Genomic DNA, 25,425 nt, shown 5'->3' on the forward strand with positions numbered 1-25,425 from the left:
CATGCCGGGCAAGGGCCTGCGATCACAGCCGGGACGGCCCGGCCCCGCGCCGCGGCGGGGGTGGCGCACGATCCGCCCGCTGCGCGGCCGGCGGCGCGCCCAGCCCAAGGTCGTCGCGCTCGGCGGCGGCACGGGGCTGTCCGCCTCCCTCACCGCCCTGCGGCGGATCACGGGCGATCTGACCGCCGTCGTCACCGTCGCTGACGACGGCGGGTCCAGCGGCCGGCTCCGCGAGGAGCTCGGCGTGCTGCCCCCGGGTGACCTGCGCAAGGCGCTGGCGGCGCTGTGCGGCGACGACGAGTGGGGCCGCACGTGGTCGCGCGTCGTGCAGCATCGTTTCAGCAGCGGCGGCGCGCTCCATGATCATGCCGTGGGCAACCTGCTGATCGTCGCGCTCTGGGAGCAGCTGGGCGACCACGTCAAGGCCCTGGACCTGGTGGGCAAGCTGCTCGGCGCGCACGGCCGGGTGCTGCCCATGTCGGCCGTGCCGCTGGCCCTGGAGGCCGTGGTCAGCGGCCTGGACCCGGAGCGGCCCGAGGAGCTGACGACGGTCCGCGGCCAGGCGGCAGTCGCGCTGACCCCCGGCGAGGTCCGCGAGGTCGTGCTGGTGCCGAAGGACCCGCCCGCTGTGCCCGAGGCGGTCGAGGCGGTGCTGGACGCCGACTGGGTCGTCCTCGGTCCCGGCTCGTGGTTCTCCTCGGTGATCCCGCACCTGCTGGTGCCGGAGCTCCTCGACGCTCTCACCCGCACCCGGGCGCGCAAGGTCCTGTCCCTGAACCTCGCGCCCCAGCCGGGGGAAACTGACGGGTTCTCGCCGCAGCGTCATGTGGAGGTTTTGGGACAACACGCCCCTAAACTCGCCTTCGACGTGGTGCTGGCAGACCGGGCCGCTGTGCCGGACGCCGACATGCTGTGCCAGGCCGCCGAACGGCTGGGGGCGCGGGTCGAGCTGGCGCCGGTGGCCGCGGCCGGAGACTCCACCGAGGGCGGCGGCACACCCCGGCACGATCCGGAGCTGCTGGCCGCCGCGTACGACCGTATTTTCCGAATGCATGGAAGGATCGGCCCATGGCGATGACGGCTGCGGTGAAGGACGAGATCGCGCGGCTCCCCGTCACCCGCACCTGCTGCCGGAAATCGGAGGTGTCGTCGATTCTCCGCTTCGCCGGTGGCCTGCACCTCGTCAGCGGGCGCATCGTGATCGAGGCCGAGCTGGACACGGGCATCGCCGCCCGGCGGCTGCGCCGGGACATCCTGGAAATCTTCGGGCACACCTCCGACCTGGTCGTCATGGCGCCCGGCGGCCTGCGCCGGGGGAGCCGCTACGTGGTGCGCGTCGTCGCAGGCGGTGACCAGCTGGCCCGCCAGACCGGGCTCGTCGACGGCAGGGGCCGCCCGATCCGCGGCCTGCCGCCCCAGGTGGTCTCCGGCGCCACCTGCGATGCCGAGGCCGCCTGGCGCGGCGCCTTCCTCGCTCACGGCTCGCTGACCGAGCCGGGCCGGTCCTCCTCGCTGGAGGTCACCTGCCCCGGACCCGAGGCCGCGCTGGCGCTGGTCGGCGCCGCCCGCCGCCTGCAGATCCAGGCGAAGGCGCGCGAGGTGCGCAGCGTGGACCGCGTCGTCGTCCGTGACGGCGACGCCATCGGCGCGCTGCTGACGCGGCTGGGTGCGCACGAGTCGGTGCTCGCCTGGGAGGAGCGCCGCATGCGGCGCGAGGTGAAGGCGACGGCCAACCGCCTGGCCAACTTCGACGACGCGAACCTCCGCCGGTCCGCCCGGGCGGCCGTGGCCGCGGGTGCCCGGGTGCAGCGGGCCCTGGAGATCCTCGGCGAGGACGTGCCCGACCACCTCGCCGCCGCTGGCCGGCTGCGCATGGAGCACAAGCAGGCCTCGCTGGAGGAGCTGGGCGCGCTGGCCGAGCCGCCGCTGACCAAGGACGCCGTGGCGGGCCGCATCCGCCGCCTGCTGGCCATGGCCGACAAGCGCGCGCAGGACCTCGGCATCCCCGGCACCGAGGCGAATCTCACCGAGGAGATGGTCGGCTAGGGCGCCCCCGCCCCGGCCCGGTTCCCGGGGGTGACCCCGGCCCGGCCGATGTCACCCCGGAGACCGGGGCGCGGTAGGGTCGGAGATGGTCGGGGAGATCCCAATACGGCATCGCCGGTGCCCCCTCACCGGCGTACACACGAGGAGATCGGTTCGTGACGATCCGCGTAGGCATCAACGGCTTCGGCCGTATCGGTCGCAACTACTTCCGCGCGCTCCTTGAGCAGGGGGCAGATGTCCAGATCGTCGGTGTCAACGACCTGACCGACAACGCGACGCTGGTGCACCTGCTGAAGTACGACAGCATCCTCGGCCGCCTGCAGCAGGAGGTCAGCCACACCGACGACACCATCACCGTCGGCAACCAGACGTTCCGGACGATGGCCGAGCGGGACCCGGCCAACCTGCCGTGGGGCGAGCTGGGCGCCGACATCGTGGTGGAGTCCACCGGCATCTTCACCAAGCGTGACGACGCCGCCAAGCACCTCGCCGCCGGGGCCAAGAAGGTGCTGATCTCCGCGCCCGCGAAGAACGAGGACCTCACGGTCGTCATGGGCGTGAACCAGGACGCGTACGACCCGGCCAGCCACCACGTCATCTCCAACGCCTCCTGCACCACCAACTGCGTGGCGCCGATGGCGAAGGTTCTCGACGAGAACTTCGGCATCGTCAAGGGCATGATGACGACCGTCCACGCGTACACGAACGACCAGCGCATCCTTGACTTCCCGCACAAGGACCTGCGCCGGGCCCGCGCCGCGGCGGTCAACATCATCCCGACCACCACCGGCGCCGCCAAGGCCACCGCCCTGGTGCTGCCGCAGCTCAAGGGCAAGCTGGACGGCATCGCGATGCGCGTGCCGGTCCCGACCGGCTCGGTCACCGACCTGGTGGTCGAGGTCAGCCGCGAGGTCACCAAGGACGAGGTGAACGCCGCCTTCCGCCAGGCTGCGGACACTCAGCTGAAGGGCATCCTGGAGTACACCGAGGACGCGCTGGTCTCGTCCGACATCGTGAACTGGCCGGCCTCCTGCACGTTCGACTCGCAGCTGACCATGGCGCAGGGCAACCAGGTGAAGATCGTCGGCTGGTACGACAACGAGTGGGGCTACTCCAACCGCCTCGCCGATCTCACCGTGTACGTCGGCGAGCGGCTCTGATCCTCACTGCCGCCGTGAGACGAAGGGCTCGCAGGGCGCGTGACCGCGCGCCCGGCGAGCCCTTGCCGTGACGGCCCCAGGACGCAACCGACCGGACTCAACCCGACTCGACGAAGTCGTGAGGACAGCATGAAGACGATTGACGACCTTCAGGTCGCGGGGCGGCGGGTCTTCGTCCGCGCCGACCTGAACGTCCCGCTGGAAGGCGGGACGATCACCGACGACGGCCGCATCCGCGCCGCCGTGCCGACCATCTCCCGGCTCGCCCAGGCCGGCGCCAAGGTGGTCGTGGCCTCGCACCTCGGCCGCCCCAAGGGCGCCCCCGACCCGGCCTTCTCCCTCGCGCCCGTCGCGCAGCGGCTCGGCGAACTGCTCGGTGCCTCCGTGGCGTTCGCCAGTGACACCGTGGGGGAGAGCGCCCGCTCCACTGTCGCCGGCCTGGCCGACGGCCAGGTGGCGCTCCTGGAGAACCTGCGCTTCTCGCCTGGTGAGACCAGCAAGGACGACGCCGAGCGCGGCGCGTTCGCCGGCCAGCTCGCGGAGCTGGCCGACCTGTACGTCGGCGACGGCTTCGGGGCCGTGCACCGCAAGCACGCCTCGGTCTACGACCTCCCCGCCCGGCTGCCGCACGCCGCCGGCGGGCTGATCGCCACCGAGGTCGGCGTGCTGAAGAAGCTGACCGAGGACGTCAGCCGCCCCTACGCTGTCGTCCTCGGCGGCGCGAAGGTCTCCGACAAGCTGGGCGTCATCGGCCACCTGCTGGAGCGCGCCGACCGCATCCTCGTCGGCGGCGGCATGGCGTACACGTTCCTGGCGGCCCAGGGCCACCAGGTCGGCGACTCGCTGCTCCAGGAGGACCAGATCCCGGCCGTGCGGGACTACCTGCGGCGGGCCGAGGAGCGCGGCGTCGAGTTCGTGCTGCCCGTGGACGTGCTGGCCGCCAAGGACTTCCCGGACCTGGCCGCCAAGGCGCCGGTCAACCCCGAGACCGTGGCCGCCGACGCCATCCCCGCCGGGCTCCAGGGCCTGGACATCGGCCCGCGGACCCGTGAGCTGTACGCCTCCCGGCTCGCTGACGCCGCCACCGTCTTCTGGAACGGCCCGATGGGCGTCTTCGAGCACCCGGACTTCGCCGTGGGCACCCGCGCGGTGGCCCAGGCCCTGGCCGCGAGCGACGGCTTCACGGTCGTCGGCGGCGGCGACTCGGCCGCGGCCGTCCGGATCCTGGGCTTCGACGAGCAAGCTTTCGGCCATATTTCGACCGGTGGCGGGGCGAGCCTGGAGTACCTGGAGGGCAAGACGCTGCCCGGCCTGAAGGCGCTGGAGGACTGACGCATGGCATCACGCAAGCCGCTCATGGCCGGCAACTGGAAGATGAACCTCAACCACCTCGAGGCCATCGCCCACGTCCAGAAGCTGGCGTTCGCGCTGTCGGACAAGGACTTCGAGGCGGTCGAGGTCGCCGTCCTGCCGCCCTTCACCGACCTGCGGTCCGTGCAGACCCTGGTCGACGGCGACAAGCTGAAGATCAAGTACGGCGCGCAGGACATCTCGGCGCACGACTCGGGCGCCTACACCGGTGAGATCGCGGGCCCGATGCTGGCCAAGCTGAACTGCTCCTTCGCCGTCGTCGGCCACTCCGAGCGCCGCCAGTACCACGGTGAGAACGACGAGACCTGCAACGCCAAGGTGCGGGCCGCCTTCCGGCACGGCCTGACGCCGATCCTGTGCGTTGGCGAGCCGCTGGAGGTCCGCAAGGCCGGCGAGCACGTGCCGCACACGCTGGCCCAGCTTGACGGCGCGCTGCGCGAGGTCCCCGCCGAGCAGGCGGCAACCCTGGTCATCGCCTACGAGCCGGTCTGGGCGATCGGCACCGGCGAGGTGGCCACTCCCGAGGACGCCCAGGAGGTGTGTGCCGCCCTGCGCGCCCGGCTCGCCGAGCTGTACGACCAGGACGTGGCGGACGCCGTGCGCATCCAGTACGGCGGCTCCGTCAAGGGGTCGAACGTCGCCGCGATCATGGCCCAGCCCGACGTAGACGGCGCCCTGGTCGGCGGTGCCTCGCTCGACGCCGATGAGTTCGTCAAGATCGTCCGGTACCGGGAGCAGTAAACGCCGCGACCAGCGGTAGCCTGTCGGGGGCCGGGCTCTTCCGGCCCCCGGCCCTTTTGTCCGTTCGTCTACCGAAGAGAGTTGGTTCCTGCTGTGGAGCTCGTCTTCCAGATCGCCCTGATCATTTTCAGCGCACTGCTGGGGCTCCTGGTGCTGATGCACAAGGGCAAGGGCGGTGGTCTGTCCGACATGTTCGGCGGCGGCATGCAGTCCTCGGTGGGCGGATCCTCGGTCGCCGAGCGCAACCTCAACCGCATCACGGTTGTCGTGGCCCTCATCTGGTTCGGCATCATCGTGGCCCTCGGGCTGCTGATCGATTAGCCGCGCGTACGGCCCTGGCCGGGAGGCGTAAGTCAGTAACTCGAAGCACTGGACGTGCGTTGAGCCTTGCATAGACTGAGGCGACGTCGCAGCACACGCAGCACGTGAGGCAGGGAGTTACGACCGTGGCAGGTGGCAACGCGATCCGGGGCAGCCGGGTCGGGGCGGGGCCCATGGGGGAGGCCGAGCGGGGCGAGTCCGCGCCTCGACTGAGGGTGTCCTTCTGGTGTGCGAACGGGCACGAGACACGACCGAGCTTCGCCAGCGACGCACAGATCCCTGACACCTGGGACTGCCCGCGGTGCGGTTTTCCGGCCGGGACCGACCGTGACAACCCGCCTGACCCACCCCGCACGGAGCCCTACAAGACACACCTGGCCTACGTCCGCGAGCGCCGCAGCGACGCCGACGGCGAGGCCATTCTGGCCGAGGCGCTGGCCAAGCTCCGCGGCGAGATCTGACGCCCCGTCATCCGACGGCGGCGGGCGCGTGATCCGGCCGAGCCGCTGCCTCACCTTCCCGGCTGATCGACTAGCTTTGGCGTTGACGCAGGCGAGAAGCGAGCGAAGGCTGGACGGGAAGAATGAGCGCAGCACAGCGTGCCAGGCTGGACCGGATGCCGGAGTGGGAAGCCCTGGCCACCCACCGCGAGCGGGTGGGGGAGGTGCGGCTGCGGGACCTGTTCGACCAGGACCCGGGCCGGGCCGAGCGCTACGGAGTGACCGTCGGTGACCTGTACATCGACTACTCCAAGCACCTGGTGACCGACGAGACGCTGCGGCTGCTGCGTGAGCTGGCCGTGGCGGCGCGGGTCACCGAGCTGCGGGACGCCATGTTCCGGGGCGAGAAGATCAACGTGACGGAGCGCCGGGCCGTGCTCCACACCGCGCTGCGGGCCCCCAAGGACGCCGTCATCGAGGTGGACGGGGAGAACGTCGTCCCCGCCGTCCACGAGGTGCTCGGGCGGATGGCCGGCTTCGCGGCGCGGGTCCGCTCCGGCGAGTGGCGCGGACACACCGGCGCGCGGATCCGCACCGTCGTCAACATCGGCATCGGCGGCTCCGACCTGGGCCCGGCCATGGCGTACGAGGCGCTGCGCCCGTACACCGCGCGGGAGCTGGACTTCCGCTTCGTGTCGAACGTGGACGGCTCCGACCTGCACGAGGCCCTGCGCGACCTCGACCCGGCCGAGACGCTGTTCATCGTCGCCTCCAAGACGTTCACCACCGTGGAGACCATCACCAACGCCACCTCGGCGCGGCGCTGGCTGCTCGCCGGTCTCGGCGGTGACGAGGCGGCCGTGGCGCGGCACTTCGTCGCGGTCTCCACCAACGCCGGGAAGGTCGCGGAGTTCGGCATCGACACGGCCAACATGTTCGAGTTCTGGGACTGGGTCGGCGGCCGCTACTCCTACGACTCGGCGATCGGCCTGTCGCTGATGATCGCGATCGGCCCGGAGCGGTTCAGGGAGATGCTCGACGGCTTCCGCACCGTCGACGAGCACTTCCGCACCGCGCCCCTGGAGGCCAACGCCCCCGTGCTGCTGGGCCTGCTGGGCGTCTGGTACGGCGCGTTCCACGGCACGCAGTCCCATGCCGTGCTGCCGTACAGCCACTACCTGTCGAAGTTCACGGCCTACCTCCAGCAGCTCGACATGGAGTCCAACGGCAAGTACGTGGACCGGCAGGGCCAGCCCGTCAGCTGGAGCACGGGCCCCGTCGTCTGGGGTACGCCCGGGACCAACGGCCAGCACGCCTACTTCCAGCTGCTGCACCAGGGCACGACGCTGGTGCCCGCCGACCTGATCGGCTTCGCCCGGCCCGTGGACGAGCTGCCGCAGGACCTGAAGGAGCAGCACGACGCGCTCATGGCCAACCTGTTCGCCCAGGGCCAGGCGCTGGCCTTCGGCAAGACGGCCGAGGAGGTGCGTGCCGAGGGCGTCGCCGAGGAGCTGGTCACGCACCGGACGTTCCCGGGGAACCGCCCCACCACGACCATCCTCGCCCGCCAGCTGACGCCGTCCGTGCTCGGGCAGCTCGTCGCGCTCTACGAGCACAAGGTGTTCGTCCAGGGCGCGATCTGGGACATCGACTCCTTCGACCAGTGGGGTGTCGAGCTGGGGAAGGTGCTGGCCAAGCGGGTCGAGCCCGCCCTGACCGGCGATGGCACGGCGGAGGGCCTCGACCCCTCCACGGCGGCGCTGGTCGGCCGCTACCGCGAGCTGCGCGGCCGCTGACGCGGGCGGCACGGCCCGGCGTCCCGGCCAGCGGTGCCGGCTGCACCCGGCTGACATGCGTGCCCGCCCGCGCCCGCCCGCTGCGGGCGCGGGCGGGCACGGGCGGGTCAGACCGGCTGCTCAGGCCGGGCGGCTGCCAGGCGGCAGGCCGGCGGCCGCCGCCTCGTCGAGCAGCCACAGCGTGCGCTCGCTGCCGCGCGCGCCCGCCGCCGGGGCCCGGGCCCCGTCCGTGCCGGAGAGGGCGAGAGCCACGGCGTCCGCCTTGTCCTCGCCGGCGGCGAGGAGCCACACCTCGCGGGCGGTGCGGATGACGGGCATCGTCAGCGAGATCCGCACCGGCGGCGGCTTCGGCGCCTCGCGGACGGCGACCACCGTCCGTCCGGTCTCGGCCGCCGCGGGGTGCCCCGGGAACAGCGACGCGACGTGCGCGTCGGGCCCGACCCCCAGCAGCAGCACGTCGAACGGGCCGCTGGCCGCGGCCAGTTCGGCGGCGTACCGCTCCGCCGCCGCTTCCGGGCCGCCGCTGGCCTCCACGTCATTGCTGGGAGGCGCCGGCATCGGATGCACCCGGGCCGGGTCCAGCGGCAGCTGGTCGAGCACGGCGGCGCGGGCCTGGGTGTCGTTGCGGTCCGGGTCGCCCGCGGGCAGGTAGCGTTCGTCGCCCCACCACAGGTCGACGCGGCGCCAGTCCACGGTGTCCCGCCCCGGGGCCGCGCCGAGGGCGGACAGCACGGCGTTGCCGTTCCGCCCGCCCGTCAGCACGACCGACGCGGTGCCCCGGATGGCCTGGGCGTCCGCCACCGCGGTGAGGAGCCTGGCCGCGGTCTCCCGCGCCATCCGCTCCGTGCCCTCGTGCACCAGGAGCTGCGGTGCGGCGGTCACGCGTCCCGCTCCGGCGCGTTCTTTCCGGCGTTCTTGCCGGAGTTATTCCCGGAGTTCTTGCCGGCAGGGCCGCGCTGAGCGCTCCTGGCGGAAGCCTGGCCGGAGCCGGGCTTCCTGCCGAACGCGTCCGCCGCCGTCGGCCGGACGGGCTTCCCGGCGGCGGCCGCCGCGGCGCGGGCCTGGCCGCTGCCGAGCTTGCTGACGCCGAACCGCACCGCCTGCTCGTACGCCTCGTCCGGGTCGAGCCGCCGCAGCTCCTCGGCGATCAGCTCCGCCATGCTGCGGCGGTGCAGCGCCACGTCCCGGTCCGGCTGGCCCGGCATGGCGAGCTTCGCCAGGGAGCCGTCGGGCCGGTCCAGGCAGATCTGGCCGTCGGAGGTCACCAGCCGCGCCGCCGTGATGCCGGGGCCTTCGGAGATGACCCGGTCCACAGGCACGCCCAGCCGGTCGCCGAGCCACATGCCCAGCAGCTCCGTGCTCGGGTTGTACTCCTCGCCCTCGACGATGGCCGCCGTCACGCGCACCGGCCGCTGGTCGAGGGCCGCCGCGAGCACGCTGCGCCACGGCGTGATCCGCGTCCACGCCAGATCGGTGTCGCCCGGGGCGTACACGCTCGCCCGCGCGGTGAGCGCCGCCACCGGGTCCTCGGCCGAGGCCGCGTCGGTGATCCGCCGCTGCGCCAGCACCCCCAGCGGGTCCTTCGCCGGGTGCTCGGGCGCCTCGTCGGGCCACCACACCACCACCGGCGCGTCCGGCAGCAGCAGCGGCACCACCACGCTGTGGGAGTGCGCCGCCAGCTCGCCGTGCAGCCGCAGCAGCACGGTCTCGCCGATGCCGGTGTCGCCGCCGACCCGCACCTCGGCGTCGAGCCGGGCGGCGGCCCGGTCACGCGGGGAGCGGCCGGGCCGGCGGATGACCACCAGGGTGCGCGCCGGGTGTTCCTTGGAGGCCTCGCTCGCGGCCCGCAGCGCGTCGTAGTGGTTCCCCTCGTCCGTGACGATGACGAGCGTCAGCACCATGCCGACCGCCGGGGCGCCGGCGGCGCGCCGCGCGCGCACGAGCGCCGTGTTGATCTCTCCGGATGTGGTGTCCGTCAGGTCGATGTTCATGGCCGCCGCCAGCTCCGTCCGTCGCGCGCGAGCATCTCGTCCGCCGCCCTGGGGCCCCAGGAGCCCGCCGTGTACGGCTCAGGCCTGCCGTGCTGGGCCCAGAACTCCTCGACCGGGTCGAGGATCTCCCAGGACCGCTCCACCTCCTGGTGGCGGGGGAAGAGGTTGGCGTCGCCGAGCAGCACGTCGAGCAGCAGCCGCTCGTAGGCCTCCGGGCTGGACTCGGTGAACGACTCGCCGTAGGCGAAGTCCATCGTGACGTCCCGGATTTCCATCTGCGTGCCCGGCACCTTCGAGCCGAAGCGCACGGTGACGCCCTCGTCCGGCTGCACCCGGATGACCAGGGCGTTCTGCCCCAGCTCCTGGGTGTCGGTGGCGTCGAACGGGGAGTACGGCGCCCGCTGGAAGACGACCGCGATCTCCGTGACCCGCCGCCCCAGCCGCTTGCCGGTGCGCAGGTAGAACGGCACGCCCGCCCACCGGCGGTTGTCGATCTCCAGCTTCATCGCGGCGTAGGTGTCCGTCACCGAGTCCGGGTCGATGCCCTCTTCCTCGAGGTAGCCGGGGACCTTCTCGCCGCCCTGCCAGCCGGCCGTGTACTGGCCGCGCACCGTGTGCCGCGCGAGGTCCTCGGGAAGCTTGACGGCCCGGAGCACCTTCAGCTTCTCGGTGACCAGCGACTCGGCGTCGAAGGAGGCGGGCTCCTCCATCGCGGTCAGCGCCAGCAGCTGGAGCAGGTGGTTCTGGATGACGTCACGTGCCGCGCCGATGCCGTCGTAGTACCCGGCCCGGCCGCCGATGCCGATGTCCTCGGCCATCGTGATCTGCACGTGGTCCACGTAACTGCGGTTCCACACCGGCTCGAAGAGGGTGTTGGCGAACCGCAGTGCCAGGATGTTCTGGACGGTCTCCTTGCCCAGGTAGTGGTCGATGCGGAAGACCTCGTCCGGCGAGAACACCTCGTGGACGATCCGGTTCAGCTCACGCGCCGAGGCCAGGTCGTGCCCGAACGGCTTCTCGATCACGGCGCGCCGCCAGCTGCCCTCCGGCGCGTTTGACAGGCCCTGCTTCTTCAGCTGCCGCACCACCGTGGGGAAGAACTTCGGCGGAACGGACAGGTAGAAGGCGAAGTTGCCGCCGGTGCCGCGCTGCTTGTCGAGGTCCTCGATAGTGGAGCGCAGCCGGGCGAACGCGTCGTCGTCGTCGAACGTGCCGGAGACGAAGCGCATGCCCTCGGCCAGCTGCCGCCAGACCTCCTCGCGGAACGGCGTGCGCGCGTGCGCCTCCACCGAGTCGTGGACGACCTGGCTGAAGTCCTCGTCCTCCCAGTCCCGGCGGGCGAAGCCCACCAGGGAGAAGCCCGGCGGCAGCAGCCCGCGGTTGGACAGGTCGTAGACGGCCGGCATCAGCTTCTTGCGGGACAGGTCGCCGGTGACTCCGAAGATCACCAGCCCCGAGGGACCGGCGATGCGGGGCAGCCGCCGGTCCCGGGGGTCGCGCAGCGGGTTGCCCGCCGCGCGGATCACAGCGTCGCCAGTGGTCACGGCCGCTCAGCGCTCCTTGGCCGCGAGACGCTCCAGCTCCGCCTTCGTCGAGTCGAGCAGCGCGTTCCAGGCCGTCTCGAACTTCTCGACGCCCTCGTCCTCCAGCTGCTGTACGACCTCGTCGTAGGAGATGCCGAGCTTTTCGACGGCGTCGAGATCGGCGCGGGCCTGCTCGTAGGTGCCCTTGATGGTGTCGCCGGTGACCTTGCCGTGGTCCTCGGTGGCGGTGAGCGTGGCCTCCGGCATGGTGTTGACGGTGCCGGGGGCGACCAGCTCGGTGACGTACAGCGTGTCCGGGTAGGCCGGGTCCTTCACGCCGGTCGAGGCCCACAGCGGACGCTGCGGGTTGGCGCCGGCGCGCGACAGCGCCTCCCAGCGGTCGGAGGCGATGACCTCCTCGTACGCCTGGTAGGCCAGCCGCGCGTTGGCGACGGCCGCCTTGCCGCGCAGCGCCGCGGCCTCGGCCGTGCCCAGCGCGTCGAGGCGCTTGTCGATCTCCGTGTCCACGCGGGAGACGAAGAACGACGCCACCGAGTGGATCTGCTTCAGGTCCAGGCCCGCGGCGTTCGCCCGCTCCAGCCCGGCCATGTAGGCGTCCATCACCTCGCGGTAGCGCTCCAGGGAGAAGATCAGCGTGACGTTGACGCTGATGCCCCGCGCGATGGTCTCGGTGATGGCGGGCAGGCCGGCCCGGGTGGCCGGGATCTTGATCAGGGTGTTGGGGCGGTCCACCAGCCAGAACAGCTGCTTGGCCTCGGCGACCGTCGCCCGGGTCTGGTGCGCCAGGCGCGGGTCCACCTCGATGGACACCCAGCCGTCCCGCCCGCCGGTCTCGTCGTACACGGGGCGGAGCACGTCGGCCGCGTCGCGGACGTCGGCGGTGGTGATCATGCGCACCGCCTCGTCGACCGTGACGCCGCGGGACGCGAGGTCAGCGAGCTGCTCCTCGTAGCCGTCGCCGCCGGAGATGGCCTTCTGGAAGATCGCCGGGTTCGTCGTTACGCCGACCACGTGCTGCTGGTCCACCAGCTCGGACAGGTTGCCCGAGGTGATGCGCCGGCGCGACAGGTCGTCCAGCCAGATCGCGACCCCCGCTTCGGAGAGCCGCTTGAGCGCGTCAGTCATGGGATTCGGTCTCCTGTTGTCTCGTCTACGGGTTCAGCGCTCAGAGGCGGCGATGGATTCCCGGGCGGCCTGGGCGACCGCCTCAGGCGTGAAGCCGAACTCCCGGAACAGCGTGGCGGCGTCGGCCGAGGCACCGAAGTGCTCCAGCGACACCACGCGGCCGGCGTCGCCCACGTACCGGTGCCACGACTGGCCGACGGCGGCCTCCACGGCGACGCGCGCCGTGACGTCGGGCGGCAGCACGTGGTCGCGGTACGCCTGATCCTGCTCCTCGAACCACTCCAGGCACGGCAGCGACACCACGCGCGCCGGGATGCCTTCCGCCTGGAGCTGCTCGCGGGCCGCGAGCGCCAGCTGCACCTCGGAGCCGGTCGCCAGCAGCAGCACCCGCGGGGTGCCGCCCTCAGCCTCCGTGTGCACGTAACCGCCCTTGGCGGCGTTCTCGTTGGGCTCGTACACCGGCACGTTCTGCCGCGTCAGCGCCAGACCGTGCGGGGCCGGGTGAGAGGAGTGGCGGCGAAGTATCTCGCGCCAGGCGATCGCGGTCTCGTTGGCGTCGGCGGGCCGCACCAGGTTCAGGCCGGGGATCGCGCGCAGCGCCGGGAGGTGCTCGACGGGCTGGTGGGTGGGGCCGTCCTCGCCCAGGCCGATCGAGTCGTGCGTCCACACGTAGGTGACGGGCAGCTTCATCAGCGCCGCCAGCCGCACCGCGGGCCGCATGTAGTCGGAGAACACCAGGAACGTGCCGCCGTAGACGCGGGTGTTGCCGTGCAGCGCGATGCCGTTCATGGCCGCGCCCATGGCGTGCTCGCGGATGCCGAAGTGGATGGTGCGGCCGTAGGGGTCGGCCTCCGGCAGCGGGTTGCCCTCGGGCAGGAACGAGGAGGACGGGTCGATCGTGGTGTTGTTGGAGCCCGCGAGGTCGGCGGAGCCGCCCCACAGCTCGGGGATCACCGCGCCCAGGCTCTTGAGCACCTGGCCGGACGCCTTGCGCGTGGCCACCGAGGAGCCGGCGTCGAACACCGGCAGCTCCTTCTCCCAGCCCTCCGGCAGCTGCCCGGCCGCGATCCGGTCGAACTCGGCGGCGCGCTCGGGGTTGGCGGCACGCCAGGCGGCGAGCCGCTTCTCCCACTCGGCGCGCGCGGTCTGGCCCCGCTCCACGGCGGCGCGGGTGTGCGCCAGCACCTCGTCCTCGACCTGGAAGTGGCGCTCGGGGTCGAAGCCCAGCACGCGCTTGGTGGCGGCGACCTCCTCCTCGCCCAGCGCGGCGCCGTGGGCGGCCTCGGTGTTCTGCGCGTTCGGCGCGGGCCAGGCGATGATCGAGCGGGCCGCGACGATGGACGGGCGGCCGGTCTCCTCGCGGGCGGCCTTCAGCGCCGCGTACACCGCGTGCGGGTCGAGGTCGCCGTTCTCCTTGGGCTCGATGCGCTGCACGTGCCAGCCGTAGGACTCGTAGCGCGCCAGCACGTCTTCGGAGAAGGCGGTGGCGGTGTCGCCCTCGATGGAGATGTGGTTGTCGTCGTACAGCAGGACCAGGTTGCCCAGCTTCTGGTGCCCGGCCAGGGAGGCCGCCTCGCTGGCGACACCCTCCTGGAGGCAGCCGTCACCGGCGAAGACCCAGATGGTGTGGTCGAACGGCGACTCGCCGGGGGCCGCCTCCGGGTCGAACAGACCCCGCTCGTAGCGGGCGGCCATCGCCATGCCCACGGCGTTGCCCAGGCCCTGGCCCAGCGGGCCGGTGGTGGTCTCCACGCCGGCGGTGTGCCCGTATTCGGGGTGGCCCGGCGTGCGCGAGCCCCAGGTGCGGAACGACTTCAGGTCGTCGAGCTGGAGACCGTACCCGGCGAGGTACAGCTGGATGTACAGCGTCAGGCTGGTGTGGCCGACGGAGAGCACGAACCGGTCCCTGCCGGTCCAGTCGGGCTCCGACGGGTCATGACGCATCAGCTTCTGGAAGAGCACGTAGGCGGCGGGCGCCAGGCTCATCGCCGTTCCGGGGTGGCCGTTGCCCACCTTTTGCACGGCGTCCATGGCCAGGACCCGGGCGGTGTCGACCGCCCGGTCGTCCAGGTCGGTCCAGTCGAGGTCTGAGGTGGTCTTCTTGCTGCTCACCCTGCGTCAGGGCTCCTCTCCGCAACTATCGCGTACGACCGGGCTGCGCTCTCTCCAGGCCGGTGTACGACTCGCTTCGCCTGACAGCACTGGCAGGTGCACCGGCGCCTTCGAGCCTACCGCCCGCCCCCTGACGTACCCGGGGCGCGGCGACGGCTACCGGACTGCCCGGGCACACCGGTTCCGCCACGCGGCCACGGCACGCCCGACCCCGGCGGCGGGCGGCGGCCCGGGGCCGTCTAAAGTGACGTGGTACGCGCGAGCTCTTACCTGCGGTTCCGCAGCCGTTCCTCCGGGACCGGCGCAGGCCGAGCCCGCAGCCATCCGCCCGCAGCGCAAGTCGCTGACGTTCGCACTACCAGGGGTGTCCGTGACGGCCGTCGATTCCCGTTCCGTGGCGAAGCCCGGCACCGGGCCCGGCCCGGCTCCGGCGCACCTGTCGGCGGCCGACCGGTGCAAGGCGTTCCTCGCACTGACCAAGCCGCGCATCATCGAGCTGCTGCTGATCACCACCGTGCCCGTGATGTTCCTCGCGGAACAGGGCGTGCCGGACCTGTGGCTCGTGCTGGCCACGTGCCTGGGCGGATACATGTCGGCGGGCGGCGCCAACGCGCTGAACATGTACCTGGACCGCGACATCGACGCCCTGATGGACCGCACCCGCAACCGGCCGCTGGTCACCGGCGCGGTCAGCCCGCGGGAGTGCCTGGTCTTCGGCGTCGGTCTCGCCGTGGTTTCCACGGCGTGGTTCGGGCTGACGGTGAACTGGGTCTCGGCGGCGCTGTCGCTGAGCGCACTGCTGTTCTACGTGCTGGTGTACACGGCCTGGCTCAAGCGGCGGACCGCACAGAACATCGTGTGGGGCGGCATCGCCGGGTGCATGCCGGTGCTGATCGGCTGGTCCTCGGTGACGGGCACCGTCTCGTGGGCCGCGGTCGTGCTGTTCCTGGTCATCTTCTTCTGGACGCCCCCGCACTACTGGCCGCTGTCGATGCGGGTGAAGGAGGACTACGCCCGGGTCAAGGTGCCGATGCTGCCGGTCATCGCGGCCCGCACGGTCGTGGCGCGGCAGATCGTGCTCTACAGCTGGGCCATGGTCGCCGTCTCCCTGACGCTGTGGCCGCTGGGCTACGTTGGCTGGTTCTACACGGTCGTCGCGGCGGCGGCGGGCGGCTGGTGGCTGTACGAGGCGCACGCGCTGCGGGCCCGGGCCCGGGCGGGCGTCGGCGGCGCCAAGCTGAAGGAGATGCGGCTGTTCCACTACTCCATCAGCTACATCTCGCTGCTCTTCCTCGCCGTCGCCCTCGACCCGTTCCTCAGCTGACCAGCCCCCGGCCGGCTTTCCGACGAGGCTCTCCGACGAGGAGGATTCCATGGCACGCGATCTCACCGGCAGCGTCCGCGCCTTCGCCGCCGCGCACGGCGGCGCCGAGGGCCACCTCGCGTATCTCGGCGCCCGCGGCTACCGGCTGGTGCTGGTCGGCCAGGACGGGGCGTGGGGCGACCTGGTGGCTCCTGGCCGCGAGGAGCTGGCGGAGGCGGCCGCGCGGGCCGGGGTGGAACTGCGCGAGGAGCTGTCGGGCGACCTGGCCGGGCGGATGCGCACGGGCAGCTACGAGTGGCGGCGCATGGCGGGCTCCCAGCTCACCGGCGCCCGGGGCTGAGGCGCCTCCCGCTGCCTGCTGCCCGGCCCTTCCGGCTGCCGTGGTTCCGCCCCGTGAAGCGCCTGCGTTCTGCCCCTCCGGCCCCTGCGTTCTGCCCCTCCGGCCGCTGCCGCGCTGCCCTCCCGGGCACTCCGCCGCCGCACGGGCGCCGGCATGACACCGGTCCGCGTGGGGCAGCGCCGGGCCGGACAGGCGTGAGGGCCAGCGTGAGGGTCAGCGTGAGGGTCAGGGGGCGGCCGGCGTGGCCGGCGCGCGCGTGGCGGCCGCGGCGCGGGCCGGCCCGGTGCCGGGTGCGGCCTCGGCCCGCTCCCGCGTGGACAGCAGCAGGCGCAGCGCGGCGATCCACACCAGCGTCGAGCCGAACAGGTGGAAGCCCACCAGCCACGCCGGTTCGTCCAGCGCGTACTGGACGTACCCGATGACGCCCTGGGCCACCAGCACGGCCAGCAGCTCCCTGGCCCGGGCCCGCGGCCCGCTGGGGGCGTCCACGATCCGCAGCAGGACCCACAGAGCGAGCGTGCCGAGCACCACCAGCCAGGCCAGCGCGGAGTGGACGCGGGTGATGGCCTCCCAGTCGAACGGCATGCGGCTGATGTCGCCGTCGTCGCCCGAGTGCTGGCCGCTGCCGGTCACCGCCGTGCCGACCACGAGCAGCGCCCCGGCCAGCAGCGTCAGGCCCAGCGCGGCGCGGCGCACCGGCACCCCCACCAGCGGGCGCGGCGCCGCGTCACCCTCGCGGGCGCGCAGCCAGGCCACGGTGGTCGCCGTGACCAGTGCCATGGCCGCCAGGAAGTGGGAGGCCACTATGTACGGGTTGAGCCCGGTCAGCACGGTGATGCCGCCGATGATGCCGTTGCTCGCCACGATCCAGAACTGGAGCCAGCCGAGCCGCGTCAGGCTCCGGCGGCGCGGCTTGGCCGACCGGGCGGTGATGATGAACCAGCCGACCGCCGCGCAGACCACGTAGGACATCAGGCGGTTGCCGAATTCGATCGCCCCGTGGATGCCCATCTCGGAGGTGGCGACGAGGCTGTCGTCCGAGCACTTGGGCCAGGTGTCGCACCCCAGGCCCGAGCCGGTGAGCCGGACGGCGCCGCCCGTGATGACGATGAGCACGCTCATCGCGAGCGCGGTGAGGGCCGCCCGGCGCACCGTCTCGGGGCGGGAGGTGTAGCGCGCGGCGATGTACGCCAGGGGGTTGCGCGCGGCTTTCGACAGTTCCGGCATAAAAGGCACACGCTCATGGTAGGCCCGAGCTTGTGCGTGTTTTCACGAGGGTCACTCCCAGCGGAAGAACCGGGCCGCGGCGGCCAGTGACGGCACCGCCCAGGCGGCCAGCACCCCGGCGTTCCCCCAGGGCATGCCCGCGCCCTCGCGCAGCACCTCGCGCAGCCCTTCCGCCAGGGCGGTGAGCGGCAGCAGCTCCAGCGCGCCCCGCACGCCGGAGGGGAAGTCCGCGAGCGGGATGACCACGCCGCCGCCGACGAGCAGCAGCACGAAGACCAGGTTGGCCGCCGCCAGCGTGGCCTCGGCGCGCAGCGTCCCGGCCATCAGCAGCCCCAGCCCTGAGCAGGCGGCCGTGCCGAGCAGCATCAGCGCCGCCGCCGCGACCGGGCTGCCCTGCGGTGACCAGCCGAGCGACAGGGCCGCCACCGTCAGCAGCGCCGTCTGCAGCAGCAGCACGACCAGCACCGCACCGGTCTTGCCGCACATCAGTGCCCACCGCGGCAGCGGGGAGGCGCCGAGCCGCTTGAGCACGCCGTAGCGGCGCTCGTACCCGGTGGCGATGGCCTGGCCGGTGAAGGCCGTGGAGAGCACCGCGAGCGCCAGCACGCCGGGCGCCATGAAGTCCACCCGGCCGCCGCGCCCCTCGTTCATACCGTCGATGATGTCGGCGCCGCTGAAGACGACGAGGAGCAGCGCGGGGATCACGATCGTGAGCAGCAGCTGCTCGCCGTGGCGCAGCAGCATCCGCGTCTCGAGGGCGGTCTGCGCGGCGATCATGCGGGGCAGCGGCGCGGCGCCGGGCCGGGGCGTGTACCGGCCGGCGGCTCCTCCTGTGCCGGGACGCCCCTCGCGGCCCGGCTCGCGCGGTGAGGGCGGTGGGGCGGTCATGAGCGCAGATCCTTGCCGGTGAGGTCGAGAAAGACGTCTTCGAGGCTGTGCCGCTGGGTGGTGATGCGGTCGGGCAGCACGCCGTGCTGGGCGCACCAGGCGGTCACGGTGGCCAGCAGCCGGGGGCCGACGTCGCCGGTGACGCGGTAGGAGCCGGGGGAGGGCTCGGCGGCGTCGCAGCCGTCGGGCAGGGCGGCCAGCAGCGACGCCAGGTCCAGGCCGGGGCGGCCGGTGAAGCGGAGCACGTCGCCCGCGCCGCCGCAGAGCGCGGCGGGCGTGCCCTGGGCGATGACGCGGCCCGCGTCCACGATGGCCACCTCGTCGGCCAGCTCCTCGGCCTCTTCCATGTGGTGGGTGGTGAGCACGACGGTCACGCCGTCGGCGCGCAGCTCGCGCACCAGGTCCCAGGCGGCGCGGCGGGCCTGCGGGTCGAGCCCGGCGGTGGGCTCGTCCAGGAAGACCAGCTCCGGGCGGCCGACGACGGCGAGCGCGAGGGCCAGCCGCTGCCGCTGGCCGCCGGACAGCCGCCGGTAGGGGGTGCGGCCGCACGAGCCCAGGCCGAGCCGGTCGATGAGCGCGGGCACGTCGAGGGGGTGGGCGTGCAGCCGGGCCATGTGGCGCAGCATTTCGGCCGCGCGCACCCCGGGGTAGACGCCGCCGCTCTGGAGCATCACCCCGATGCGGGGGCGCAGCTCGGCGCCCTGTGTCACCGGGTCCAGGCCCAGCACGCGCAGCCGCCCGGCGTCGGGCCTGCGGTAGCCCTCGCAGCACTCGAGGGTGGTGGTCTTGCCGGCGCCGTTGGGGCCGAGCACGGCGGTGACCGTGGCGCGGCCGACGGTGAGGTCGAGCCCGTCGACTGCGGTGACCGTGCCGTACCGCTTGACCAGGCCGGCCGCCTCGACCGCGGGCGTGCCCCCTGCTGCGTGCATGCCCGAAGTGTAGGAAGCACCGGCGGGGGAGACCGCGGGCGGGGTGCTCCCCAGGGGGCGGCGGGCCGGCGGGATGGGCCGGCCGGTTAGGGTCGCCTAACGTGACGAACGGCATTCCGGCTGGTCAGGAGCTGGCTTGCTCGTGTCCTTCGAATTACGCAACAATGACGTTGTGAAAAAGGCGAGCGAGCGGCGCGACGAGCCGGTGGCCAAGGGTGCCACCGGCGCTTCGGGCCTGCCCGCGGCCCTGGAGGAGCAGCACGGCACGCGGCAGCGCGTGGCCCGTTCGATCCTCGACCACGGTCCGTCCACGGCGGCCGAGCTGGCCGACCGGCTGGAGCTGACGCAGGCCGCGGTGCGCCGTCACCTCGACGCGCTCACCGCGGAGGGCGTCGTCGAGCCCCGCGAGAAGCGGGTCTACGGCTCGCGGGGCCGCGGCCGTCCGGCGCGGGTGTTCGCGCTGACCGACTGCGGCAGGGACGCCTTCGACCACGCCTATGACGAACTCGCCGTCGAGGCGCTGCGCTGGATCGAGCAGTCCGCCGGCGGCGGGTCCCGGGGCGCGGCGGCCGTGATGGCGTTCGCCCGCGCCAGGGCCGCGGCCCAGGCGGAGCAGTACCGCCCGCACGTCGAGCGGGCCGCTCCCGGGGACCGGACCAGGGCGCTGGCCGAGGCCCTGACCCGCCACGGCTACTCGGCGACGGCGCGCGCCGCACCGGCCCCGGCAACGGCGGGGCAGCAGCTGTGCCAGCATCACTGCCCGGTGGCGCACGCCGCCGAGCGGTACCCGCAGCTGTGCGAGGCGGAGACCGAGGTGTTCTCCGCGCTGCTGGGCAGCCACGTGCAGCGCCTGGCCACCATCGCCCATGGCGACGGCGTCTGCACCACGTTTGTCCCCGAGTCTGTCCCGGAGTCCGTCCCCGGGTCCGCTGCGGCCCCGTCGTCACAACGGCCTTCCTCACACAGACCGTCCGCACCCAAGACCACCGCATCAGCACGTAACGCCGGGAGGAACCCCGCATGACGCTCCCCACGGAGACTGCCCACCCCGAGCTGGAAGGGCTGGGCAACTACGAGTACGGCTGGGCCGACCCGGACGCGGCCGGTGCCGCCGCCAGGCGTGGCCTGTCCGAGGAGGTCGTCCGCGACATCTCGGCCAAGAAGTCCGAGCCGGACTGGATGCTGAAGCTGCGCCTGAAGGGGCTGAAGCTCTTCGAGAAGAAGCCGCTGCCCACGTGGGGTTCGGACCTCAGCGGGATCGACTTCGACAACATCAAGTACTTCGTGCGGTCCACCGAGAAGCAGGCCCAGACCTGGGATGACCTGCCGGAGGACATCAGGAACACGTACGACAAGCTGGGCATCCCGGAGGCCGAGAAGCAGCGGCTGGTCGCTGGCGTTGCCGCGCAGTACGAGTCCGAGGTCGTCTACCACAAGATCCGCGAGGACCTGGAGTCCCAGGGCGTCATCTTTGTGGACACGGACACCGGCCTGCGGGAGTACCCGGAGCTGTTCCAGGAGTACTTCGGCACCGTGATCCCGGCCGGGGACAACAAGTTCGCCGCGCTGAACACGGCGGTCTGGTCCGGCGGCTCGTTCATCTACGTGCCCAAGGGCGTCCACGTGGAGATCCCGCTCCAGGCCTACTTCCGCATCAACACGGAGAACATGGGCCAGTTCGAGCGGACCCTGATCATCGTGGACGAGGGCGCGTACGTGCACTACGTCGAGGGCTGCACCGCGCCGATCTACAAGTCGGACTCGCTGCACTCGGCCGTCGTCGAGATCATCGTCAAGAAGAACGCCCGCTGCCGCTACACGACCATCCAGAACTGGTCGAACAACGTCTACAACCTGGTGACCAAGCGCGCCGTGGCCTACGAGGGCGCCACCATGGAGTGGATCGACGGCAACATCGGCTCCAAGGTGACGATGAAGTACCCGGCCGTCTACCTGATGGGCGAGCACGCCAAGGGCGAGACGCTGTCCATCGCCTTCGCGGGCGAGGGCCAGCACCAGGACGCCGGCGCCAAGATGGTCCACATGGCGCCGCGGACCTCGTCCAACATCGTCTCCAAGTCCGTGGCCAGGTCCGGCGGCCGCACCTCCTACCGGGGCCTCATCGAGATCGGCGAGGGCGCGGAGGGCTCGAAGTCCAACGTGCTGTGCGACGCGCTGCTCGTGGACACCGTCTCGCGCTCCGACACCTACCCGTACGTCGACGTCCGCGAGGACGATGTGACGATGGGCCACGAGGCGACGGTCTCGAAGGTCAGCGACGACCAGCTCTTCTACCTGATGAGCCGCGGCCTGTCCGAGGACGAGGCCATGGCGATGATCGTCCGCGGTTTCGTCGAGCCCATCGCCAAGGAGCTGCCGATGGAGTACGCCCTTGAGCTGAACCGCCTCATTGAGCTCCAGATGGAGGGCGCCGTCGGCTGACCCGGCGCCCTCCCCACGAACCGATCAAGCCCGAGCAAGAGAGTGAGCACGACGAGACCCATGGCTGAGGCACAGAGCATGCCGGCCGGCTCATCCGCGGGCGGCGCGGTCGCCGTGGCCGCCGAGTCCACCGTCGCGACGCGGATGAGCGCGCCGCCGTCCTTCGATGTGGCGGACTTCCCCGTGCCCCACGGCCGCGAGGAGGAGTGGCGCTTCACCCCGCTGGAACGGCTGCGGGGACTGCACGACGGCTCCGCCGCCGCCTCCGGCGCCCTGAAGGTCGAGTTCTCCGCGCCCGAGGGCGTCACCATGGAGACCGTCGGCCGCGACGATCCCCGCATCGGCCGGGCGGGGAAGCCCGTCGACCGCATCGCCGCGCAGGCGTTCACCTCGTTCGAGAAGGCCACGGTCGTCACCGTGCCGAAGAACGCCGTCCTCACCGAGCCCGTGCGGTTCAGTCTGCACGGCGAGGGCAGCGTCACCTACGGCCACACCGTCTTCTCCATCGGGGACTTCGCTGAGGCCGTCCTCGTGCTCGACCACACCGGCGACGCCGTGCGCGCCGCCAACGTCGAGTTCCAGGTCGGCGACGGCGCCAAGCTGACCGTCGTGTCCGTGCAGGACTGGGACAACACCGCCGTCCACTGCTCCCAGCACAACGCGCTGGTGGGCCGGGACGCCACGTTCAAGTCGGTCGTCGTCACCTTCGGCGGCGACGTCGTCCGCCTCCACCCCCGCGTCAGCTACACCGGGCCGGGCGGCGAGGCGGAGCTGTACGGCCTGTACTTCACGGACAACGGCCAGCACCACGAGCACCGGCTGTTCGTGGACCACGCGACGCCCAACTGCCGGAGCAACGTGGCCTACAAGGGCGCGCTCCAGGGCGAGTCGGCGCACGCGGTGTGGATCGGCGATGTGCTGATCCGGTCGGCCGCCACCGGTACCGACACCTACGAGCTGAACCGCAACCTGGTCCTCACCGACGGCGCGCGGGTGGACTCGGTCCCCAACCTGGAGATCGAGACCGGCGAGATCGCCGGCGCCGGGCACGCCTCGGCCACCGGCCGCTTCGAGGACGAGCAGCTGTTCTACCTGATGTCGCGCGGTGTTCCCGCCGAGGAGGCCCGCCGCCTGGTGGTGCGGGGCTTCTTCGCCGAGCTGGTCCAGCAGATCGGCGTGCCGGACGTCGAGGAGCGGCTGCTGGCGAAGCTCGACGCCGAACTGGAGGCGTCCATCGCATGACCGGATCCGCGTCGTTCCAGCAGGTCTGCACCCTCGGCGAGCTGGAGGAGGACACGCCCAAGCGCGTCGAGGTGGACGGCACCCCGGTGGCCGTCGTCCGTACCGAGGGCGAGGTCTACGCGGTCAGCGACACCTGCTCGCACGCGAACGTCTCGCTCTCCGAGGGCGAGGTGGAGGACTGCCAGATCGAGTGCTGGCTCCACGGCTCCACCTTCGACCTGCGCACGGGCAAGCCCTCGGGCCTGCCCGCCACACGCCCCATCCCCGTCTACCCCGTCAAGATCGAAGGAGACGGTCCCGGCGCGGCCGTGCTCGTCTCCGTCACTCAGGAGTCCTGAAGGCACCATGGCAACGCTTGAGATCCACGACCTGCACGTCTCCGTCGAGGGCGAGTCCGGCCCCACCGAGATCCTGCGTGGGGTCGACCTGACCGTGAAGCAGGGCGAGACGCACGCCATCATGGGCCCGAACGGCTCCGGCAAGTCAACCCTGGCTTACTCGCTGGCCGGGCACCCCAAGTACACCGTCACCGGCGGCACCGTCACGCTCGACGGCGAGGACGTCCTCGAGATGAGCGTCGACGAGCGCGCCCGCGCCGGCGTCTTCCTCGCCATGCAGTACCCGGTCGAGGTGCCCGGCGTCTCCGTCTCCAACTTCCTGCGCACCTCCGCGACCGCCGTCCGCGGTGAGGCGCCCAAGCTGCGCACCTGGGTGAAGGAGGTCAAGGAGGCCATGGAGCGCCTCGACATGGACCCGTCCTTCGCCGAGCGCAACGTCAACGAGGGCTTCTCCGGTGGTGAGAAGAAGCGCCACGAGATCCTCCAGCTGGAGCTGCTGAAGCCGAAGATCGCCATCCTGGACGAGACCGACTCCGGGCTGGACATCGACGCGCTGCGCATCGTCTCCGAGGGCGTCAACCGCGTCCGCGCCGCGGGCGAGGCGGGCACCCTGCTGATCACCCACTACACCCGCATCCTGCGGTACATCACCCCGGACTACGTCCACGTCTTCGCGGGCGGCCGCATCGTCGAGTCCGGCGGTGCCGAGCTGGCCGACAAGCTGGAGGCCGAGGGCTACGAGCAGTACACCAAGGGGGGCGCCACGTCATGACCTCTGCCGCCGCGGCGCCTCACAGTCCGCTGGACGCCGAGGCGATCCGCAAGGACTTCCCGGTCCTCGACCGCACTGTGCACGAAGGGAAGAAGCTGGTCTACCTGGACAACGCGGCCAGCTCCCAGAAGCCGCGGCAGGTGCTCGACGCGCTGAGCGACTACTACGAGCGCCACCACGCGAACGTCCACCGCGGGGTTCACGTGCTGGCGGAGGAAGCCACGGCGCTGTACGAGGGCGCCCGCGACAAGGTCGCGGCGTTCATCAACGCGCCCAGCCGCGACGAGGTGGTCTTCACCAAGAACGCCTCGGAGTCGCTCAACCTGGTGGCCAACATGCTCGGCTGGGCCGACGAGCCCTACCGGGTGGACGACTCGACCGAGATCGTCATCACGGAGATGGAGCACCACTCCAACATCGTGCCGTGGCAGTTCCTGGCGCAGCGGACCGGCGCGAAGCTGAAGTGGTTCGGCCTGACGGACGAAGGCCGCCTGGACCTGTCGAACCTCGACGAGGTCATCACGGAGCGGACCAAGGTCGTCTCGTTTGTGCTGGTCTCCAACGTCCTGGGCACGCACAACCCGGTCGAGCAGATCGTGCGGCGCGCCCAGCAGGTGGGCGCGCTGGTCGTCATCGACGCCTCGCAGGCCGCCCCGCACATGCCGCTGGACGTGCAGGCGCTGCAGGCGGACTTCGTCGCGTTCACCGGCCACAAGATGTGCGGCCCGACCGGCATCGGCGTGCTGTGGGGGCGGCAGGAGCTGCTGGAGGACCTGCCGCCCTTCCTCGGCGGCGGCGAGATGATCGAGACGGTCACGATGCACTCCTCGACGTACGCGCCGGCGCCGCACAAGTTCGAGGCGGGGACGCCCCCGATCGCGCAGGCGGTCGGGCTCGGCGCGGCCGTGGACTACCTCAGCTCGATCGGCATGGAGCGCGTCGCCGCGCACGAGCGGGCCATGACCGAGTACGCGCTGCGGCGGCTGGCCGAGGTGCCGGGCCTGCGGATCATCGGGCCGGCCTCGGCTGAGGACCGCGGTGCGACGATCTCCTTCACGCTGGGCGACATCCACCCGCACGATGTCGGTCAGGTCCTCGACGAGCAGGGCATCGCCGTGCGGGTGGGGCACCACTGCGCGCGGCCGGTGTGCCTGCGGTACGGAATTCCCGCGACGACGAGGGCGTCGTTCTACCTGTACTCCACTCCGGCCGAGGTGGACGCGCTGGCGGAGGGCCTGGAGTACGTACGGAACTTCTTCGGCTGAAGGGGCGGTCC

Annotated in this window: 24 protein-coding genes; 16 read left to right on the forward strand and 8 right to left on the reverse strand. The window is 72.1% G+C overall.

Features of this window, described 5'->3' with window-relative positions:
• Nucleotide 1: 1 nt before the first annotated feature.
• From yvcK to pgi, 8 genes are all read left to right on the forward strand, one after another.
• Nucleotides 2–1,078 carry a uridine diphosphate-N-acetylglucosamine-binding protein YvcK gene (yvcK, locus tag JK356_RS20800; RefSeq protein WP_201870224.1) on the forward strand — a complete coding sequence of 359 codons (1,077 nt, stop codon included), beginning with the start codon at nt 2–4 and terminating at the stop codon, nt 1,076–1,078.
• Nucleotides 1,069–2,046, forward strand: a complete 978-nt coding sequence (gene whiA / locus JK356_RS20805) for a DNA-binding protein WhiA (RefSeq protein WP_201870225.1) — start codon at nt 1,069–1,071, stop codon at nt 2,044–2,046. The genes yvcK and whiA overlap by 10 nt, the downstream gene beginning before the upstream one ends.
• Before the next feature lie 155 nt (nt 2,047–2,201).
• On the forward strand, nt 2,202–3,206 hold the full coding sequence (gene gap / locus JK356_RS20810) for a type I glyceraldehyde-3-phosphate dehydrogenase (RefSeq protein ID WP_201870226.1): 1,005 nt from the start codon (nt 2,202–2,204) through the stop codon (nt 3,204–3,206).
• Between the two features lie 129 nt (nt 3,207–3,335).
• Complete coding sequence (gene pgk, locus JK356_RS20815) at nt 3,336–4,538, forward strand: phosphoglycerate kinase (protein ID WP_201870227.1); 1,203 nt, start codon at nt 3,336–3,338, stop codon at nt 4,536–4,538.
• A gap of 3 nt (nt 4,539–4,541) precedes the next feature.
• Complete coding sequence (gene tpiA, locus JK356_RS20820; RefSeq protein ID WP_201870228.1) at nt 4,542–5,318, forward strand: triose-phosphate isomerase; 777 nt, start codon at nt 4,542–4,544, stop codon at nt 5,316–5,318.
• 93 nt (nt 5,319–5,411) lie between these two features.
• Entirely contained in the window at nt 5,412–5,639 is a 228-nt protein-coding gene (secG, locus tag JK356_RS20825) for a preprotein translocase subunit SecG (RefSeq protein WP_201870258.1), read from the forward strand.
• A gap of 125 nt (nt 5,640–5,764) precedes the next feature.
• The gene (locus tag JK356_RS20830) at nt 5,765–6,100 is read left to right on the forward strand and encodes an RNA polymerase-binding protein RbpA (protein ID WP_201870229.1); all 336 of its coding nucleotides are present in this window, start codon (nt 5,765–5,767) and stop codon (nt 6,098–6,100) included.
• Between the two features lie 122 nt (nt 6,101–6,222).
• Nucleotides 6,223–7,875: a glucose-6-phosphate isomerase gene (gene pgi / locus JK356_RS20835; protein ID WP_201870230.1), complete on the forward strand. Its 1,653-nt coding sequence runs from the start codon at nt 6,223–6,225 to the stop codon at nt 7,873–7,875.
• 120 nt (nt 7,876–7,995) lie between these two features.
• On the opposite strand, the gene pgl is transcribed toward pgi, so the two are convergent.
• The 5 genes from pgl to tkt are packed head-to-tail and all read right to left on the reverse strand — an operon-like array spanning nt 7,996 to nt 14,647.
• Entirely contained in the window at nt 7,996–8,757 is a 762-nt protein-coding gene (gene pgl, locus JK356_RS20840; protein ID WP_201870231.1) for a 6-phosphogluconolactonase, read from the reverse strand.
• Complete coding sequence (opcA, locus tag JK356_RS20845; RefSeq protein WP_201870232.1) at nt 8,754–9,866, reverse strand: glucose-6-phosphate dehydrogenase assembly protein OpcA; 1,113 nt, start codon at nt 9,864–9,866, stop codon at nt 8,754–8,756. The genes pgl and opcA overlap by 4 nt, the downstream gene beginning before the upstream one ends.
• Nucleotides 9,863–11,389, reverse strand: a complete 1,527-nt coding sequence (gene zwf, locus JK356_RS20850; protein ID WP_201870259.1) for a glucose-6-phosphate dehydrogenase — start codon at nt 11,387–11,389, stop codon at nt 9,863–9,865. Before zwf ends, opcA begins: the two co-directional genes overlap by 4 nt.
• Nucleotides 11,390–11,416: 27 nt before the next feature.
• Entirely contained in the window at nt 11,417–12,535 is a 1,119-nt protein-coding gene (gene tal, locus JK356_RS20855; protein ID WP_201870233.1) for a transaldolase, read from the reverse strand.
• 33 nt (nt 12,536–12,568) lie between these two features.
• Nucleotides 12,569–14,647 (reverse strand): transketolase, encoded by a 2,079-nt coding sequence (gene tkt / locus JK356_RS20860; RefSeq protein WP_201870234.1) that lies wholly within the window; start codon nt 14,645–14,647, stop codon nt 12,569–12,571.
• A gap of 370 nt (nt 14,648–15,017) precedes the next feature.
• On the opposite strand from tkt, the gene JK356_RS20865 reads away from it, so the two are divergent.
• Nucleotides 15,018–15,971 (forward strand): heme o synthase, encoded by a 954-nt coding sequence (locus JK356_RS20865; RefSeq protein WP_374100692.1) that lies wholly within the window; start codon nt 15,018–15,020, stop codon nt 15,969–15,971.
• Nucleotides 15,972–16,020: 49 nt separating this feature from the next.
• Complete coding sequence (locus JK356_RS20870) at nt 16,021–16,311, forward strand: hypothetical protein (protein ID WP_201870236.1); 291 nt, start codon at nt 16,021–16,023, stop codon at nt 16,309–16,311.
• A gap of 225 nt (nt 16,312–16,536) precedes the next feature.
• On the opposite strand, the gene JK356_RS20875 is transcribed toward JK356_RS20870, so the two are convergent.
• The 3 genes from JK356_RS20875 to JK356_RS20885 all read right to left on the reverse strand — a co-directional run bounded on the left by JK356_RS20875 (nt 16,537) and on the right by JK356_RS20885 (nt 19,355).
• Entirely contained in the window at nt 16,537–17,538 is a 1,002-nt protein-coding gene (locus tag JK356_RS20875) for a heme A synthase (protein WP_201870260.1), read from the reverse strand.
• A 51-nt stretch (nt 17,539–17,589) separates the two neighbouring features.
• Complete coding sequence (locus JK356_RS20880; protein ID WP_236671690.1) at nt 17,590–18,315, reverse strand: ABC transporter permease; 726 nt, start codon at nt 18,313–18,315, stop codon at nt 17,590–17,592.
• A 107-nt stretch (nt 18,316–18,422) separates the two neighbouring features.
• Nucleotides 18,423–19,355 (reverse strand): ABC transporter ATP-binding protein, encoded by a 933-nt coding sequence (locus JK356_RS20885; RefSeq protein ID WP_201870238.1) that lies wholly within the window; start codon nt 19,353–19,355, stop codon nt 18,423–18,425.
• 172 nt (nt 19,356–19,527) lie between these two features.
• Between JK356_RS20885 and JK356_RS20890 the strand changes: the two genes are divergently transcribed.
• From JK356_RS20890 to JK356_RS20915, 6 genes are read left to right on the forward strand one after another with little or no spacing between them, the layout of a single operon-like run.
• Entirely contained in the window at nt 19,528–20,379 is an 852-nt protein-coding gene (locus JK356_RS20890; protein WP_201870239.1) for a helix-turn-helix domain-containing protein, read from the forward strand.
• Entirely contained in the window at nt 20,376–21,797 is a 1,422-nt protein-coding gene (gene sufB / locus JK356_RS20895; RefSeq protein ID WP_201870240.1) for a Fe-S cluster assembly protein SufB, read from the forward strand. The genes JK356_RS20890 and sufB overlap by 4 nt, the downstream gene beginning before the upstream one ends.
• 60 nt (nt 21,798–21,857) lie before the next feature.
• On the forward strand, nt 21,858–23,039 hold the full coding sequence (gene sufD / locus JK356_RS20900; protein ID WP_201870241.1) for a Fe-S cluster assembly protein SufD: 1,182 nt from the start codon (nt 21,858–21,860) through the stop codon (nt 23,037–23,039).
• Nucleotides 23,036–23,377: a non-heme iron oxygenase ferredoxin subunit gene (locus JK356_RS20905; protein ID WP_201870242.1), complete on the forward strand. Its 342-nt coding sequence runs from the start codon at nt 23,036–23,038 to the stop codon at nt 23,375–23,377. The genes sufD and JK356_RS20905 overlap by 4 nt, the downstream gene beginning before the upstream one ends.
• A 7-nt stretch (nt 23,378–23,384) precedes the next feature.
• Nucleotides 23,385–24,149: a Fe-S cluster assembly ATPase SufC gene (sufC, locus tag JK356_RS20910; protein ID WP_201870243.1), complete on the forward strand. Its 765-nt coding sequence runs from the start codon at nt 23,385–23,387 to the stop codon at nt 24,147–24,149.
• Nucleotides 24,146–25,414, forward strand: a complete 1,269-nt coding sequence (locus tag JK356_RS20915; RefSeq protein ID WP_201870244.1) for a cysteine desulfurase — start codon at nt 24,146–24,148, stop codon at nt 25,412–25,414. Before sufC ends, JK356_RS20915 begins: the two co-directional genes overlap by 4 nt.
• Nucleotides 25,415–25,425: the final 11 nt, after the last annotated feature.

Source organism: Streptomyces sp. 7-21, from assembly GCF_016741785.1.
Classification (GTDB): Bacteria; Actinomycetota; Actinomycetes; order Streptomycetales; family Streptomycetaceae; genus Streptomyces.